This window comes from Paracoccus sp. J55 (assembly GCF_000513975.1).
GTDB lineage: Bacteria > Pseudomonadota > Alphaproteobacteria > Rhodobacterales > Rhodobacteraceae > Paracoccus.
In genome coordinates this window covers 278676-294292 of the sequence record NZ_AZVA01000002.1, presented here as the reverse complement: position 1 = coordinate 294292, position 15617 = coordinate 278676, and the positions used below count along the sequence as shown (strand labels likewise).

The following is a 15617-nucleotide window of genomic DNA, read 5'->3' as shown; positions in this document are numbered from 1 at the left end:
GGGATCGGCGGCCCGATCCGCCCGCGACAAGGCCCGCGACAAGGCTCGGGGCGCGGTTTCCGCATGGAATCGTCCCCTGCGGCCGCCTGCCCGCTCTGGCGGCCGGATGCGGCGCGCGGCACCGGCCGTTGCCACCCGCCTTGCCGCCTGCTAGCGTCGCGGTGACGCGCCGCGGTTCCCGTCCGCCGGCTGGGCGCCCGGAAAGGAAACCGCATGCCCGATCCCGTGAATCTGCTGGCCTTTGCGCTCCTGTCGCTGGGCATGGTGCTGACGCCCGGTCCCAACATGGTCTATCTTGTCTCGCGCTCGATCTGCCAGGGGCCGCTGGCGGGGCTGATCTCGTTGGGCGGGGTGGCGCTGGGATTCGTGTTCTACATGCTCTGCGCGGCTTTCGGGATCACCGCCTTCGTCATGGCGGTGCCCTATGCCTATGACGCATTGCGGCTTGCCGGCGCGGCCTATCTGCTCTGGCTGGCCTGACAGGCGGTGCGGCCGGGCGGCCGCTCGCCCTTTCAGGTCCAGGACCTGCCCCGGGACAGCGCGCGCAGGCTTTTCGCCATGGGCTTCCTGACCAACCTGCTCAATCCCAAGATCGCGGTGATGTATCTGTCCCTGCTGCCCCAGTTCGTGACCCCCGACCAGGGCAGCGTGCTGGCGCAGTCGCTGGCCCTTGGCAGCACGCAGATCGCGATCAGCGTCAGCGTGAACGCGGCCATCGCGCTGGCGGCGGGCGGCATCACGGGTTTTCTGGCCGGGCGTCCGCTGTGGCTGGTCGTCCAGCGCTGGCTGATGGGCACGGTCCTGGCGGGGCTTGCCCTGCGGATGATGGCCGAAAGCCGCCGCTGACCTTCCGGTAGAGGGGGCCCGCGCGCAGGCTAGGGTTCGAAGCGGCTGGCGGCGTCGCGGTCGCGCGCGTATCGCCGGGCAAGCGGAAAGGGCGGCAGCCAGGCTTCGCGGCGGATGGTCCAGAGCTCATAGCTGGGCTTCAGCTGGTCGGGCGCATCCAGCGCCCCCAGATGCAGCTCGACCTCGTCGCCGCTGCGCGAAAACACGGAGGAGCCGCAGCGAGGGCAGAAAAACCGCCCGGCATAGTCGCGGGTCTCGCCCTCGACGGTCACCGCCTGCCGGGGGAACACCGCCGAGGCATGGAAAAGCGCGCCGTGATGCTTGCGGCAATCAAGGCAATGGCACAGGCCGACCCGCCAGGGCCGGCCCGATGCCACGATCCGCACCCTGCCGCACAGGCAGCCGCCGGTGAATCGTTCCATGCTGCGCCCTCCCTCAGGATCGGGCCTGGCGGAATCCGGGCTGCGCACCGGCGTTCTCACTTTCCCGATGTCCGGTTCTTCCGCGTTGCCTGGCGCAGCTTCTTCGCGGCGACGAAGCGGCGGCGGCGGGACAGCTCCACGTTGATCAGCGCCCCCAGCATCACGGTGAAGCCGCCCAGATAGAACCACATCAGCAGCGCGATCACCGCGCCGATCGAGCCATAGATGCGGTTGTAGCTGTTGAAACTGGTCAGATAGGCGGAAAAGCCGTAGGAGACAGCCGCCCAGGCCAGCGCCGCGAACAGCGAGCCCCAGGTGAAGATCGGCGTGCGCGGCGTCTTCACGTTCGGCCCGAAGCGATAGAGGATGCCGATCACCACCAGCACGATGAAAAAGATCGCCATCCAGGGCAGCGCGCCGATCAGCCAGTTGCGCAGCGGCACGTCGGGCAGGAAGTTGAAGGCGATGGGCACCACGATGATCGTGGCCAGCCCCAGGGCGATCACCAGCACGATGACCAGCGTCAGCACATAGGCCAGCAGGAACCCCATGACCGTGGAATGCGAGCGCACGCCATAGGCTGCGTTCAGCCCGCGGATCAGCCCGTCCACCCCGGCCCGGGCCGAGACGGTGGCGATGATGAAGGAAATCGCCGTGGTCCAGCCCAGCTGCGTGCGCCCCGCCGCCACCAGCGCGCTGATCTGGCCATAGATGATGTCGGCGGCGCTGGGGGGGATGAAGCCGTCCGTGGTATGGACATATTGCTCGATCACCTGCGGGTCGTTCCACAGCCCCCACAGCGCGAACAGCGCCGCCAGTCCGGGAAACACCGCGAACATGGCGTAGAACGCCACCCCGGCGGCGATCAGGCTCATGTGGATCTTGTCCATCCGCTCGAAGACCGCCAGGATGAACTGCCACCAATCCCTGATCAAGGTTCCGTCCTCATCGGTTGCGTTCCGTGGCTCTGCAGGAAAACGGCTCGTCCCGCCCGAATGTTCCGTCCCTAGGGCCCTTCCGTCGGGGCGTAGCGCAGCCAGACCGCCTTTTCGCCCAGCTTCGCGACGAAGGCGGCATGGGCCTCGGCCTCGGCCTCGGTGATGCGGGGGGGCAGCGGGCGCGGCCTTTGCCCCCGCGGCGCAGCGCCGCCGCGCGCCTGCGGTCCCGATCCCGCGCCGCGCAGCGGCCCGCTGTCCAGCACCAGCCCCGGCTGGCGGCCGCCGCGCAGCGCCAGATAGACCTCGGCCAGAAGCTCGCTGTCCAGAAGCGCGCCGTGCAGCGTGCGGTTCGAGTTGTCGATGCGGAAGCGCCGGCACAGCGCGTCGAGCGAGTTCTGCGCGCCGGGAAACTGGCTGCGCGCCAGTTCCAGCGTGTCCACGGCCCGGCTGTAGGGCATCACCGGATAGCCGCAAAGCCGCAGCTCGGCGTTCAGGAATTTCATGTCGAAGCCGGCATTGTGGATCACCAGCCGGGCCTCCTCGCCGATGAAGGCGATGAAGTCGGCGGCCACCTCGGCGAATTTCGGCTTGTCGCGCAGGAAGTCGTCGCCGAGGCCATGCACCTCGAAGGCTTCCTGCGGCATCGGGCGCTCGGGGTTGATATAGACGTGGAAGGTCCGGCCGGTGGGCAGGTGGTTCATCAGTTCGACCGCGCCGATCTCGACGATGCGGTCGCCGCTGTCGGGGTCGAAGCCGGTGGTTTCGGTATCCAGGACGATCTCACGCATGGTCGCGTTTTGCCATGATCCGGGCGCAGATGTCCACGATGGCGGCGCGCGCGCCCTCCAGCGTGTCCGAGGGGATCACCCAGTCGGCCCGCGCCCGCTTTTCCGCATCCGGCATCTGCCGCGACAGGATCAGGCGGAAGCTCTCCTCGGTCATGCCGGGGCGGGCCAGTACCCGCGCCCGCTGCACCTCGGCCGGGGCCGAGACCACGGCGACCCCGTCCATCGCCGCCTGCGACCCGCCCTCGAACAGCAGGGGAATGTCCAGCACCACGATGGGCGCATCCTCATGCGCGGCGATGAAGGCGGCGCGATCCTCGGCCACCAGCGGGTGCACGATGGATTCGAGCCGGGCAAATCCGCCGGGATCGGCCGCCAGCACCTCGCGCAGCGCGGCGCGGTCGATGCCGCCGTCCTTCAGGGCAGCGGGAAAGGCCGCCGCGACCGGGACCACCGCCGCCCCGCCCGGGGCGTAAAGCCGATGCACCGCGGCATCCGCGTCCCAGACCGGATGGCCCAGTTCGCGGAACATCCGCGCGGCGGTGGATTTCCCCATGCCTATCCCGCCGGTCAGACCCAGCAGGAAGCTCATGCCAGCACGGCCCGGCGCAGGTCGTCGTCGACCTCGGGGCGCTGGCCGAACCAGCGTTCGAATCCCGGCGCGGCCTGGTGCAAGAGCATGCCCAGCCCGTCGACGATCTCGCAGCCGCGCGCCTGCGCCTCCTCCAGAAAGGGCGTCATCAGCGGCGTATAGACCAGATCGGTGACCAGCGTGCCCGGTGCCAGCGCCTCCAGCGGCAGGCGCAGCGACGGCTTGCCCTCCATCCCCATCGAGGTGGCGTTCACCACGGTCACCGCGCCCTCCAGCATGTTGCCGGCCTGCGCCCAGTCATAGACCACCACCTTGGCGCCGAACTCGGCCCGGATCTGCTCGGCCCGGATGCGGGTGCGGTTGGCGATGCGCAGCTCGGGCACCCCGCTTTCCAGAAGCGAGGCGACGACGGCCCGCGCCGCGCCACCTGCGCCGATCACCGCGGCGGGGCCCAGATCGGGGATCCAGTCGGGCGCATGCTGCCGGATATTGGCGATGAAGCCGTAGCCGTCGGTATTGTCGGCATGGATCTTGCCGTCGGCGCGAAAGATCAGCGTGTTCGCCGCCCCGATCAGCGCCGCGCGGTCGGTCACCACGTCGGCCAGGGCCAGCACGCTTTCCTTGTGCGGGATGGTGACATTGGCGCCGGCGAAACCCATGCGCGGCATGGCGCGCAGCACCTCGGCCAGATGCTCGGGCATCACCGGCAGCGGCACGTAATGCCCGGCGATGCCATAGCGCGCCAGCCAGTGCCCGTGCAGCCGGGGCGAGCGCGAATGCGCCACCGGCCAGCCGATGACCCCGGCAAGGGGCGCGTGTTTCGGGGCGGGCGAACTGTCGGCCATGCTGGTCCTGCGATGCTTGCCATGCGGGGCCGGCGGCCCCGCGGCGGCATAGGTTGAACGTTGCGACACAAGTGCAATCCGGCCGGGCCGGGGTCAAGCCGTATCGCCTGCCGCAGGCCGGGGCCATGGCAGGAATGCAACCCCGGGATGCGTCAGACCACGCTCATCTCGGGCAGGCCGCCTTCGGCCACCAGGTCCTCCAGCGTCAGCGATTCGATCAGCAGCAGATAGGACCAGAACACCTGGCCGAACATGCGGCGCAGCCGGCAGGTCGCCTCGTCCTCGCAATCCTCGCAGCGCTGATAGGACCGGCGCGACAGGCAGGGCAAGGGCGCGATGGGTCCGTCGACCTGGCGCAGAAGCTCGCCGATCGAGATTTCCTTGGGCCGCTTGATCAGCACATAGCCGCCCGCCCGCCCCCGGCGCGAGCCGACATAGCCGGCATTGCGCAGCTCCAGCATGATGTGCTCCAGAAAACGCTTGGGCGCGCCGGACCGCTGCGCGATCTCCTCGATCGTCAGGGCATTGCCGCCGGCGGCCACCTCATCTGCCAGGGCCATCAGCGCCTTGATGGCATATTTCGTCTTCTGCGAGATCATAAGGGGAATCCTTAGTGTTCGCCGGTCGATCATGCAACGATTTCGGCAAGATTTCGCGGGTCGGTCGCGATTTCATCCAGGAACCATCGCCAGAGCGTTATCGTTTTGACACATTGTCCGCGCATTTCTGCCGGGCAATAACCAAGGAGTAGATCATGCGCATCGCAGTCCTCGGCGGCGACGGATTTGTCGGCTGGCCGACCGCCCTGCACCTGTCCGAGCTGGGGCACGATATCCATATCGTGGACAACCTGTCGCGGCGCTGGATAGATACCGAGCTGGGCGTGCAGTCGCTGACGCCGATGGATTCGATCCAGGAACGCTGCCGGATCTGGCACCAGGAAACCGGGCGCAGGATCCATTTCCACCTGCTGAACCTGGCCACCGAATACGAGCGTCTCAAGTCCTGGCTGGCCGAGCACCGCCCCGACGCGGTGATCCATTTCGCCGAGCAGCGCGCCGCGCCCTATTCGATGAAGACCGACCGCCACAAGGTCTATACCGTGGGCAACAACATCAACGCCACGCATAACCTGCTGGCGGCGCTGGTGGAGACCGGCATCGACGCGCATCTGCTGCATCTGGGCACCATGGGGGTCTATGGCTATTCCACCGTCGGCGCGCCGATCCCCGAGGGCTATCTGGACGTGTCGATCGACACGCCCGCCGGCCCGCGCGCGCAGCAGATCCTGTATCCGACCCGTCCCGGCTCGGTCTATCACATGACCAAGAGCCTCGATCAGATCCTGTTCCAGTTCTACGCCCAGAACGACGGGCTGCGCATCACCGACCTGCATCAGGGCATCGTCTGGGGCACCCATACCGACCAGACCCGCCGGCACGAGCAGTTGATCAACCGCTTCGACTATGACGGCGATTACGGCACGGTGCTGAACCGCTTCCTGATCCAGGCGGCTATCGGCTATCCGCTGACCGTGCACGGCACCGGCGGCCAGACCCGCGCCTTCATCCATATCCAGGATTCGGTGCGCTGCATCGAGCTGGCGCTGAAGGACGCGCCGGCCTCGGGCGAGCGGGTGCGGATCTTCAACCAGATGACCGAGACGCATCGCGTCCGCGACCTGGCGGAAATGGTCGCCCGCATGACCGGGGCCGAGGTGGCCTATCTGCCCAACCCGCGCAAGGAGGCCGACGAGAACGAGCTGGTGGTCAGCAACGACCAGTTCCTGGCGCTGGGGCTGCAGCCGATCACCCTGGCCGAGGGGCTGCTTTCCGAGGTGGTCGAGGTGGCGCGGAAATACGCCCATCGCATCGACCGCTCGCGCGTGCCGGCGGTCTCGGCCTGGACGCGCGACATTGCCCGCCGCGTCGAGCACGATCCCGAGGGCAAGAGGCTGCGTTCGGTATCGTGACCCCCGAAGGCATCCACCCGCAAGGCAGGGCGCGGTCGGACCGCGCCTTCGTCACGCTGGCGACCAATCCCGATTACGCGACCGGGGCGGCGGCGCTGTTCCGGTCCCTGCGCCGGACCGGGACGCGCGCCGATCTGGTCCTGCTTTATACCGACCTGCCCGAGGCGGCGGTGGAGGGGCTGCGGTCGCTGGATGTGCGGCCGGTGCGGGTCGAGCTGCTGCCGACCTCGGCGGAATTCAACGCCTTGCATGCCCGCGACCGGCTGCATGGCGCCGCGCCCTTCACCAAGGGCGAAAAGCCGCCCTTCCACACGCCCTTGGACAATTTCGCCAAGCTGCGGCTCTGGCAGCTCGACTATGACCGGGTGGTGTTCATCGATGCCGACGCGCTGGTCTTGCAGAACATCGACCGGCTGTTCGACTATCCGGAATTTTCCGCCGCGCCGAATGTCTATGAATCGCTGGCCGATTTCCACCGGCTGAATTCCGGGGTGTTCACCGCCCGGCCCGCGCCGGCGACGTTCGAGGCGATGCTGGCCCGCCTCGACCAGCCGGGCCGGTTCTGGCGCCGCACCGACCAGACCTTTCTCGAGACCTTTTTCCCGGGCTGGCATGGCCTGCCGGTCTTTGACAATATGCTGCAATATGTCTGGATCAACCTGCCGCAGCTCTGGCGCTGGCAGGATATCCGCGTGCTGCATTACCAGTATGAAAAGCCCTGGCAGGATCATGCAAAGGCCGAGCAATTGCGGGTGCTGATCGAGCTCTGGCGGGCCCATGCCGGGGACGGCCCGGTGCCCGATCCGCGCGACCTGCCGCCCCCGCCCGACCCGGCATCCGGTGCGGCATGAGGATCGCGCTGACCGGCGCCTCGGGCCTCGTCGGGCGCTGGATCCATCGTGCCGCGGTGCGGGCGGGCCATCAGGTCACCACCCTGCCCGGCTGGCGCCTTGGCGACGTGCCCGACCTGACGGGATGCGAGGCGCTGGTCCATGCCGCCTTCCAGCATGCCGCTGGCCGATATCGCGGCGGCGAGGGCGAGGATCCGCAGGGATTCATCCGCGCCAATCTCGACGGCTCGGTCATGCTGTTCCGCGCGGCGCGGGACCAGGGGCTCGGCCGGGTGATCTTCCTCTCTTCGCGCGCCGTGCATGACGGCCATCCCGCGGGCATGGCGCTGCCCGATACGCTTTCCCCAGCCCCGACAAACCTTTACGGCAAGGTCAAGGCCGAGGCCGAGGCGGCGCTGGCAGCCATGGCCGCGCCGGGTTTCCTGACCGCCAGCCTGCGCCCGACCGGCGTCTATGGCCCGGGCCTGCCGCAGAAATGGGCCGGGCTGATCGGGGATTTCCTGCGCGGCACCACCCCCCCGCCGCGTGTCGCGACCGAGCTGCATGGCGCCGACCTTGCCCGCGCCACGCTGCTGGTGTTGGCCGATCCGCAGATGGGGGGCAGCTACAATGCCAGCGATCTGGTGCTGGACCGGCAGGACCTGCTGGCCGAGGTCGCCCGGCTGACCGGTTGCCCCACCCCCTTGCCGGTCCGCGCCGATGCCGGGGCGCTGCGCCGGCCGCTCTGCGACCGGCTGCGGGCCTTGGGCTGGCGGCCGGGCGGCATGGCGCTCCTGCGCCGGGAAATGCCTAAAATCCTGGACAATATACAACCATAAGCAGAATTCCGCCGACAGGAATCCGACCGCTTGCGGAAAATCGGCCTCATGCGCAAAGGTCGCAGGGAATTTGTGCATTTTGTCGTATCCCTGGGTTTGTTTGTCATGCGCCTCCTTTCCATCCTCTGCGGCCTGTCCTTTGCGGTGATGGCCGGCTTTTTCCTGGCCTGCTCGACCGTCGCCATGTCCGCCGATTCGCCGTTGCGGGCGATCGACCTCGTGTCGCTGGTCCGGGTCTTTGCGCCGATCTCCTGGGCGGCGCTGGCGCTGGCCTTGCTGGGCGGCGGGCTGGCCTGGCTGTCGCGCTGCGAGGGCTGGCCGGCTCTGGTCACCGGCTGCGGCGTCTTCCTGTTCTGCCATCTTGCCGTCCTGGCCGGGCTGAACGGGACCGCGGCGCCGACGCTGCTGTGCCTGGTCGCGGCAGGCTTCGCGATCTCGCCGCTGATCCACATGCCGAACAGCTACTGGCGCGTGGCGGGGTGACAGCCTGCGGCAGGGCGGCTAGTGTCGCGCCATGCCCGATTACGACGACCTCGCCGCCCGCATCCGCGCCCTGACCCATGGCGAGACCGACGAGGTCGCGCTGATGGCGACGCTCGCCTGCGAAATCCACCACTCGGACGAGCGTTTCGATTGGACCGGCTTCTATCGCGTCACCGCGCCCGAGACGCTGAAGATCGGTCCCTATCAGGGCGGCCATGGCTGCCTGGTGATCCCCTTCTCGCGCGGGGTCTGCGGGGCGGCGGCGCGGACGCGGCAGACCCAGCGGGTGCCGGATGTGGACGCCTTTCCCGGCCATATCGCCTGCGCCAGCTCCACCCGCTCGGAACTGGTGATCCCGGTGATCGGCCCGGGCGGGCGGCTGATCGGCGTGCTCGACATCGACAGCGATCGGCCCGACGCCTTCACGCCGGAGGATGCCCGCCGCCTGCAGGAGATTCTGGATGCCACCTTCGGACGCGACTGAATTCACCGGCCATTGCCTGTGCGGCGCCATCCGCTTCCGCGGCACTTATGACGCCGGCAACGATCTGAAGGCCTGCCATTGCAGCCAGTGCCGGCGCTGGTCGGGGCATTACTGGGCCGCGATCCTGCCGCAATCGCTGCAGATCGAGGGCGAGCCGAAATGGTATCGCGCCTCGGACATCGCCCGGCGCGGCTTCTGCCCGGATTGCGGCAGCTCGCTGTTCTGGCAGCGCGACGGGTCCGAGATCATCGACGTGGCGGCGGGCGCCATCGACAGCCCGACCGGGCTGCGCCTGCTGGGCCATATCTTCGTCGCCGACAAGGGCGACTATTACGATATCGCCGACGGGCTGCCGCAGGACCCGCGCGAATAGTTGACGCCGCGCGCCGTCCAGCCTAGGCGGCAGGAAAAGGGGGCGCGCGATGATCTGGGACACGCTGGCGAATTTTCCGTTGCAACAACTCCTGGCCTTCATGGCCGGGGCCCTGGTGCTGAACCTTGCACCGGGACAGGACGTGTTCTTCGCCAGCGCCTGCGGCATCCAGAACGGCCCGCGCGCCGGCGCGCTGGCCGGCTTCGGCGTCGGGCTGGGCGTGGTCTGCCATGTGGTGATGGCGACCGTGGGCCTGGGCGCACTGGTCGCCGCCCATCCCGGCGCGCTGGTGGCGATCAAATATGCCGGCGCCGCCTATCTGCTGTTCCTGGCCTGGAAAAGCTGGAACGCCGGCGCGGTCGACCCGCGCGCCCGCGCCGCCAGCCGGACCTGGAACATCATCCGCCGCGGCGCGCTGTCGAACCTGCTGAACCCCAAGCCGGTGCTTTTCCTGCTGGCCTTCCTGCCGCAATTCACCCGGCCGGAATACGGCCCTGTCTGGCAGCAGATCCTGGGGCTGGGGCTGATGTTCACCCTGTCGGGCATGCTGGTCACCATGGGTTACGGCCTGGTCGGCGGCTTTGCCGGGCAGGTGATCGGCAAGCGGCTGGGCATCGTGAACCGCATCGCGGCGGTGATGTTCGCGGGCCTGGCGCTGCGGCTGGTCTGGAAATGAGCTTTCTCTACCAGCCCACGGCCGAACAGCCGCGCGTGATCCATGCCGATCACGAGATCCTGGTGGTCGAGAAGCCGGCCGGGCTGCTCTCGGTCCCCGGACGGGGCGAGGATCGCGTGGATTGCCTGATCGAGCGGCTGCGCGCCGCCTTTCCGACCGTGCTGCTGGTGCATCGGCTGGACATGGACACGTCGGGGATCATGGTCTTTGCCCTGACCCCGCATGCGCAGCGCCACCTGTCCTGGCAGTTCGAGGACCGGCGCACGAAAAAGACCTATGTCGCGCGGCTCTGGGGCCGGTTGGAGCCGAGAAGCGGCATGGTGGACCTGCCGCTGATCGTCGACTGGCCGAACCGCCCGCGCCAGAAGGTCGATCATGCCGAGGGCCGCCCGGCGCAGACCGAATGGCGGGTGGTCAAGGCCACGGATGCCGAGACGCGGGTGCGGCTGATGCCGATCACCGGCCGCAGCCATCAGTTGCGCGTGCACATGGCCGAGCTGGGCCACCCGATCCTGGGCGATCCGCTTTACGCGACCGGCGCGGCGGCGGATTTCCCCCGCCTGATGCTGCATGCCGAAAGCCTGCGCTTCAAGCACCCGGAAACCGGGGTGATGCAAGGCTTTTCCGCCCCGGCGCCCTTCTGACGGTCACGCAGGTTTCATGCCGGAACCCGTTGCCCTCGCGTAAGGTTGCAGAAAGGACCAAGCAGGAGGGAAAGATGTTCAGGACCGATATCAGCCGCCGTCATGCCATGCTTATCGGCGGCGCGCTGCCCATGGCGCTGGTGCTGCCGGCGCATGCCCAGACCGCCGCCCCCGCCCAGACCGCGCCCGCCGAGCCGGCAGGCGAGGCGCCGGTCTTTCGGGGCCGCGCCCATACGATCCAGCTGGGCGGTTTCGAAGTGACGACGCTGCTGGGCGGTGCCAGCATGAGCGACAATCCGATCGAGACCTTCGGGCTTAACGCCGACCCGGCCGAGTTCGAAAGCCTCAGCGCCGAGAATTTCATTCCCGCCGACCGCAGCGGCGGCTCGTTCACCCTGACCTTGGTGCGCACGCCCGATGCGCTGGTGCTGTTCGACACCGGCATGGTCCCGGCCAACAACGCCGCCTCGATGGCGCAGGCCGGGCTGACGCCCGAGGACGTGACCCATGTCGTGCTGACCCACATGCATCCCGACCATATCAGCGGCCTGATGGATGGCGAGGCCCCGGCCTTTCCCAATGCCCAGCTGATCCTGTCCCGGCCCGAGAACGATTACTGGGCCGCCAATCCCAGCGAGGCCTATACCGCCAAGGTGGTGCCGCTGCTCGATCAGGCGCAGCAGATCGAGGGGACCGAGGAGATCCTGCCCGGCATCAGGGCCGAACAGGCGCATGGCCACACGCCCGGCCACACCACCTATCTGCTGGAAAGCGAGGGGCAGCGGCTGCTGATCTCGGGCGACAGCTTCAACCACTATGTCTATTCGGTGCAGCGCCCGGCCTGGCATGTGCGCTTCGACGTGGACAAGGAGCAGGGCGCGGCGACCCGCCAGGCGGTGCTGGCCCGGCTGGCCGAAGAGAAGATCCCCTTCATCGGCTATCACATGCCCTTCCCGGCGCTCGGCTTCATCGCCCCGAACGGCGAAGGGTCGTTCCGCTTCGTGCCCGCGACCTATCAGTTCGGCTGAGGGCCGAAGCCCGGGGCCGAGAAAGTCGTTCACAATTTGTTCCGGCCTGCTAGAGTCGCGCGGGAGTTCCTTGCAGGAGAGGCGCGATGCCGGACCAACAGGCGAAGTTCGAGGCGCTGAAGGCGCTGCACGAGGCGGAGGGCGCCTTCGTCATGCCCAATCCCTGGGATGCGGGCTCGGCCCGGCTGCTGGCCAGCCTGGGGTTTCAGGCGCTGGCGACCACCAGCGCCGGCTATGCCTTTTCCAAGGGCAAGCCGGATTCCATCGCCGGGCTCGGACGCGAGGAGATCGTGGACAATGCCGCCGAGATCGTCGGCGCGACCGAGCTGCCGGTCTCGGCTGATCTGCAGGATGGTTTCGGCGCCGCACCGGAGACCTGCGCCGAAACCATCCGGCTGGCCTGTCGGGTGGGGCTGGTCGGCGGCTCGATCGAGGATGCGACGGGGGATGCCGCCGATCCGATCCACGACCTGTCCCTGGCGGTCGAGCGCATCCGGGCCGCGGCAGAGGCGGCGCGGGGCCTGCCCTTCCTGCTGACCGCGCGGGCCGAGAACTTCCTTTGGGGCCGGCCGGATCTGGATGACACGATCCGGCGGCTGCAAGCCTTTTCCGAAGCCGGGGCGGATGTGCTTTATGCGCCGGGCCTGCCGGACCTGCAGGCGATCCGCACGGTCTGCGCCGCGCTGGACAAGCCCGTCAACGTGGTCATGGGGCTGTCGGGTCCGACCTGGTCGGTGGCCGAGCTGGCGCAGGCCGGGGTGCGGCGGATCAGCGTCGGCGGCTCTTTCGCGCGGGCGGCGCTCGGCGCGCTGATGCGCGCCGCCGAGGAGGTCCGATCCGCCGGCACCTTCACCTATGCCGCCGAGGCCCTGCCCGGCGCAACCGTCGCGCGGATCATGGCGCCGGGCGGCGAGGAGGTCTAGCCCAGGTTGAACACGCGCGAGGGCTGCACCTCTCCGCCCATGTAGCGGCCGATGCACAGCGCCCGGCCGTTGCGGCTGACCCAGACCTCCTCTCCGAACTCGGCATGGCCCAGCACCTGGCCGGGATTGCCGTTCAGGATGCGGGTGGCGCCCATCTCGGTCGCCTGCATCTCGGGCAGGTCGGCCAGCGCGGCTTGCAGGGGCAGCAGCGCCGCCTCGATCTCGGCCTGGTTGGCGCGGTCGATGCGGTCGAAGGCGAAGCCGTCTGCGACGTCGAAGGGTCCCGACCAGATGCGGCGCAGCTGCGCGACATGGCCAAGGCAGCCCAGCTTGCGGCCGAGGTCGCGGGCGATGGCGCGGACATAGCCGCCCTTGCCGCAGACCATGCGCAGCTCGGCGCTGTCCTGTGCCGCGCCCAGAAGCTCCAGCGAGTCCACCCAGAGCGGCCGGGCGGCAAGCTCGACCACCTCGCCCTCGCGCGCGAGGTCATAGGCCCGCGCGCCATCGACGCGCACGGCCGAGACGGCGGGCGGAACCTGCATGATCTCGCCGGTGAATGCGGGCAGCGCGGCGCGGATCGCCGCCTCGTCCGGGCGCGCATCGCTGGTCTTCACCACCGCGCCCGAGGCGTCGTCGGTCGTGGTCTCGGCGCCCCAATTCACCGTGAAGTCATAGGCTTTCAGCGCCTCGGCCAGGATCGGCACGGTCTTGGTCGCCTCTCCCAGCGCCACGGCCAGCACGCCGGTCGCGTCCGGGTCCAGCGTCCCGGCATGGCCGGCCTTCTTCGCGTCCAGCGCCCAGCGGACCTTGCCGACCACGTCGGTCGAGCCGATGCCCGCCGGCTTGTCCACGATCAGCCAACCGTGGATCTCGCGTCCCTTTTTTCGCGCCATTCTAGTTCTGTCCTACATATCCGATGATCGGCCCCAGCCGCCGCCCGAAATCGGCGCGGCCAAGGCTGGGGGCGTATAGCCGCGAAATCGAGCCGTCGAAATACAGCGCATCCCGCGCCCCCAGCCCGTCGCGGAACAGCCGGCCGAATTCGTGGAACGTCACCGCCCGGTCCGAGATGGCGAACCATGCCGTCTGCCCGTCCGGAGAGACGCCGACGCCGTTCCTGATATAGCGGCTGTCGCTGTCCACCAGGAAACGCGGATGCAGCGCGCCGTCGATCACCAGCATCGGCCCCGATTGCGTGGCGATCCGGCATTCCGGCGCGGCCCTGGCAAAGGCCCGGCTTTCGATCACCTGATAGGGCCGCGCGCCGCCGGTGCAGAACACGCCGTTCGGCAGCATGCCGAAATTGCCGCCGCCGCCGGCCGTCACCAGATCGTGCTGGCTGACGCCGTTGCTGACGTAAAGCCCGACCGGGGTGAAATCCGGGTGATACATGCCGGCATTCATGGCGAAACCCAGCACCTCGCCCCCGGCCAGCATGCGGCGCACGGCGGTGAAATCGCCCAAGACCCGGCCGTCCGGGCCGTTCAGCCACAGCCGCAGCCCCGGCTCCTGCCCGGCATCCAGCGTGCAGACCACATAGCCATGCCCGTCGAAGTCGCGCTTTTCGCAGATCCCGGCCATGGCGGGCAGGGTCATGGCGACCAATGCGCCGATGGCCAGCCCCAGCCGGCGCTTGAGGTCAATCTTCATCGTCTTCCGGATGCGATTCGACGTCGCGGCGCACCCGGTCCTCGGACAAGAGGCGGCGCGTGTCGTCCATGCGGTCGAAGGTTTCGTCCAGCACGAAGCGCAGCTGCGGCGCATATTTCAGCGTCATCGCCTTGGCGACCAGATGGCGCAGCTCGCCCGAATTGCGGCGCAGCGCGGCCAGCGCCTCTTCGGCATCGTGCCCGCCCAACGGCAGCACGAAGGCCGTCGCGACCTTGAGGTCGGGCGAGGTCCGCACCTCTCCGACCGTGATCGAATGCCGGTTCAGCTCGGGATCGTGGACATCCCCGCGCAGGAGGACGTCGGAAAGCGTGCGGCGGATCAGCTCGCCCACGCGAAGCTGGCGCTGCGAGGGGCCTGTGCCGGAATGAAAGCGGTTCTGTGCCATGCGCGCAGATGTAGGGGGTCGCGGCCCGCGCCGCAACGGGATAGACATGCCGGAAACGGGGGATCGAGCATGGAAAAACCGGGAATCGTCATCACGGGCGCGTCGGGCCGCATGGGGCAGATGCTGGTGCGCACCGTTCTGGCGTCGGATCAGGCCCGCCTTGTCGGCGCCATCGAGCGCGAGGGCAATCCCTGGGTCGGCCGCGACCTGGGCGAGGCGATGGGGGGGCCGACGCTGGGAATCACCGTCACCGACGATCCGGTCGAGGCCATCGCCAAGGCGCAGGCGGTGATCGACTTCACCGCCCCGGCGGCGACGGTGGCCTTTGCCGAACTGTCCGCGCAGGCCCGCGCCGTGCATGTGATCGGCACCACCGGTTTCGAGCCCGCCCATCTGGACAAGCTGAAGGCCGCCGCCCGCCACGCGCCGATCATCCGCGCCGGCAACATGAGCCTGGGCGTCAACCTGCTGGTCGGGCTGACCCGCAAGGTCGCTGCCGCGCTGGGCGAGGACTGGGATATCGAGGTGGTCGAGGCGCATCACAACCGCAAGGTCGATGCGCCCTCGGGCACCGCGCTGATGCTGGGCGAGGCCGCCGCCACCGGGCGCGGCCACAGCCTGGACGAGTTGCGCACGCCTGCGCGCGAGGGCATCACCGGCGCCCGCGCGCCCGGCTCGATCGGATTCAGCGCCATCCGCGGCGGCGATATCGTCGGCGAGCATGACGTGATCTTCGCCACCGCGGGCGAGCGGGTGGTGCTGCGCCATGTCGCCACCGACCGCGCCATCTTTGCCCGCGGCGCGCTGCGGGCGGCGCTGTGGGGCCAGGACAAGGGGCCGGGCGAATACGACATGGCCGACGTTCTGGGGCTTTGACAGGG

The 15617-nt window shown here is 68.8% G+C and carries 20 protein-coding genes and 1 pseudogene; 12 read left to right on the top strand and 9 right to left on the bottom strand.

What is annotated here, in order from left to right; translation table 11 throughout:
• Positions 1–213 precede the first annotated feature (213 nt).
• Positions 214–846: pseudogene (locus PARJ55_RS24475) on the top strand (LysE family translocator).
• Between the two features lie 29 nt (positions 847–875).
• Here the strand turns inward: PARJ55_RS24475 and PARJ55_RS0103480 are convergent.
• The 6 genes from PARJ55_RS0103480 to PARJ55_RS0103455 all read right to left on the bottom strand — a co-directional run bounded on the left by PARJ55_RS0103480 (position 876) and on the right by PARJ55_RS0103455 (position 5027).
• Positions 876–1268, bottom strand: coding sequence for a GFA family protein (locus PARJ55_RS0103480; RefSeq protein WP_028711742.1), 393 nt, complete (start codon positions 1266–1268; stop codon positions 876–878).
• A 56-nt stretch (positions 1269–1324) separates the two neighbouring features.
• A complete protein-coding gene (locus tag PARJ55_RS0103475) occupies positions 1325–2203 on the bottom strand; it encodes a YihY/virulence factor BrkB family protein (protein WP_028711741.1) in 879 nt (292 codons plus the stop codon).
• Between the two features lie 71 nt (positions 2204–2274).
• Positions 2275–2994, bottom strand: a complete 720-nt coding sequence (gene dnaQ / locus PARJ55_RS0103470) for a DNA polymerase III subunit epsilon (protein WP_028711740.1) — start codon at positions 2992–2994, stop codon at positions 2275–2277.
• Positions 2987–3583, bottom strand: coding sequence for a dephospho-CoA kinase (gene coaE / locus PARJ55_RS0103465; RefSeq protein ID WP_028711739.1), 597 nt, complete (start codon positions 3581–3583; stop codon positions 2987–2989). Before coaE ends, dnaQ begins: the two co-directional genes overlap by 8 nt.
• Positions 3580–4428, bottom strand: a complete 849-nt coding sequence (locus PARJ55_RS0103460; protein ID WP_028711738.1) for a shikimate dehydrogenase — start codon at positions 4426–4428, stop codon at positions 3580–3582. Before PARJ55_RS0103460 ends, coaE begins: the two co-directional genes overlap by 4 nt.
• A 152-nt stretch (positions 4429–4580) precedes the next feature.
• Positions 4581–5027: an Rrf2 family transcriptional regulator gene (locus tag PARJ55_RS0103455; RefSeq protein ID WP_028711737.1), complete on the bottom strand. Its 447-nt coding sequence runs from the start codon at positions 5025–5027 to the stop codon at positions 4581–4583.
• A gap of 155 nt (positions 5028–5182) precedes the next feature.
• Between PARJ55_RS0103455 and PARJ55_RS0103450 the strand changes: the two genes are divergently transcribed.
• From PARJ55_RS0103450 to PARJ55_RS0103405, 10 genes are all read left to right on the top strand, one after another.
• Positions 5183–6400, top strand: a complete 1218-nt coding sequence (locus tag PARJ55_RS0103450) for an NAD-dependent epimerase/dehydratase family protein (protein WP_028711736.1) — start codon at positions 5183–5185, stop codon at positions 6398–6400.
• Positions 6397–7251 (top strand): glycosyltransferase, encoded by an 855-nt coding sequence (locus tag PARJ55_RS0103445; protein WP_028711735.1) that lies wholly within the window; start codon positions 6397–6399, stop codon positions 7249–7251. Before PARJ55_RS0103450 ends, PARJ55_RS0103445 begins: the two co-directional genes overlap by 4 nt.
• Positions 7248–8069: an NAD(P)-dependent oxidoreductase gene (locus PARJ55_RS0103440; protein WP_028711734.1), complete on the top strand. Its 822-nt coding sequence runs from the start codon at positions 7248–7250 to the stop codon at positions 8067–8069. The genes PARJ55_RS0103445 and PARJ55_RS0103440 overlap by 4 nt, the downstream gene beginning before the upstream one ends.
• A 105-nt stretch (positions 8070–8174) precedes the next feature.
• Positions 8175–8552 carry a hypothetical protein gene (locus tag PARJ55_RS0103435; RefSeq protein ID WP_028711733.1) on the top strand — a complete coding sequence of 126 codons (378 nt, stop codon included), beginning with the start codon at positions 8175–8177 and terminating at the stop codon, positions 8550–8552.
• Positions 8553–8583: 31 nt separating this feature from the next.
• Positions 8584–9036, top strand: a complete 453-nt coding sequence (locus tag PARJ55_RS0103430; protein WP_028711732.1) for a GAF domain-containing protein — start codon at positions 8584–8586, stop codon at positions 9034–9036.
• On the top strand, positions 9014–9409 hold the full coding sequence (locus PARJ55_RS0103425) for a GFA family protein (RefSeq protein ID WP_028711731.1): 396 nt from the start codon (positions 9014–9016) through the stop codon (positions 9407–9409). The genes PARJ55_RS0103430 and PARJ55_RS0103425 overlap by 23 nt, the downstream gene beginning before the upstream one ends.
• A 49-nt stretch (positions 9410–9458) precedes the next feature.
• Complete coding sequence (locus tag PARJ55_RS0103420; protein ID WP_028711730.1) at positions 9459–10085, top strand: LysE family translocator; 627 nt, start codon at positions 9459–9461, stop codon at positions 10083–10085.
• Positions 10082–10729, top strand: coding sequence for a pseudouridine synthase (locus tag PARJ55_RS0103415; RefSeq protein WP_028711729.1), 648 nt, complete (start codon positions 10082–10084; stop codon positions 10727–10729). Before PARJ55_RS0103420 ends, PARJ55_RS0103415 begins: the two co-directional genes overlap by 4 nt.
• A 74-nt stretch (positions 10730–10803) precedes the next feature.
• Complete coding sequence (locus PARJ55_RS0103410; protein WP_028711728.1) at positions 10804–11757, top strand: MBL fold metallo-hydrolase; 954 nt, start codon at positions 10804–10806, stop codon at positions 11755–11757.
• Between the two features lie 86 nt (positions 11758–11843).
• A complete protein-coding gene (locus tag PARJ55_RS0103405) occupies positions 11844–12680 on the top strand; it encodes an oxaloacetate decarboxylase (RefSeq protein ID WP_028711727.1) in 837 nt (278 codons plus the stop codon).
• Here the strand turns inward: PARJ55_RS0103405 and truB are convergent.
• From truB to rbfA, 3 genes are read right to left on the bottom strand one after another with little or no spacing between them, the layout of a single operon-like run.
• Positions 12677–13573 carry a tRNA pseudouridine(55) synthase TruB gene (gene truB, locus PARJ55_RS0103400; RefSeq protein WP_028711726.1) on the bottom strand — a complete coding sequence of 299 codons (897 nt, stop codon included), beginning with the start codon at positions 13571–13573 and terminating at the stop codon, positions 12677–12679. The two genes, PARJ55_RS0103405 and truB, sit on opposite strands and share 4 nt — an antisense overlap.
• Before the next feature lies 1 nt (position 13574).
• Complete coding sequence (locus tag PARJ55_RS0103395; protein ID WP_028711725.1) at positions 13575–14330, bottom strand: phosphodiester glycosidase family protein; 756 nt, start codon at positions 14328–14330, stop codon at positions 13575–13577.
• On the bottom strand, positions 14320–14736 hold the full coding sequence (gene rbfA, locus PARJ55_RS0103390) for a 30S ribosome-binding factor RbfA (protein WP_028711724.1): 417 nt from the start codon (positions 14734–14736) through the stop codon (positions 14320–14322). Before rbfA ends, PARJ55_RS0103395 begins: the two co-directional genes overlap by 11 nt.
• A 69-nt stretch (positions 14737–14805) precedes the next feature.
• Between rbfA and dapB the strand changes: the two genes are divergently transcribed.
• Positions 14806–15612 (top strand): 4-hydroxy-tetrahydrodipicolinate reductase, encoded by an 807-nt coding sequence (gene dapB / locus PARJ55_RS0103385; protein WP_028711723.1) that lies wholly within the window; start codon positions 14806–14808, stop codon positions 15610–15612.
• Positions 15613–15617 lie beyond the last annotated feature (5 nt).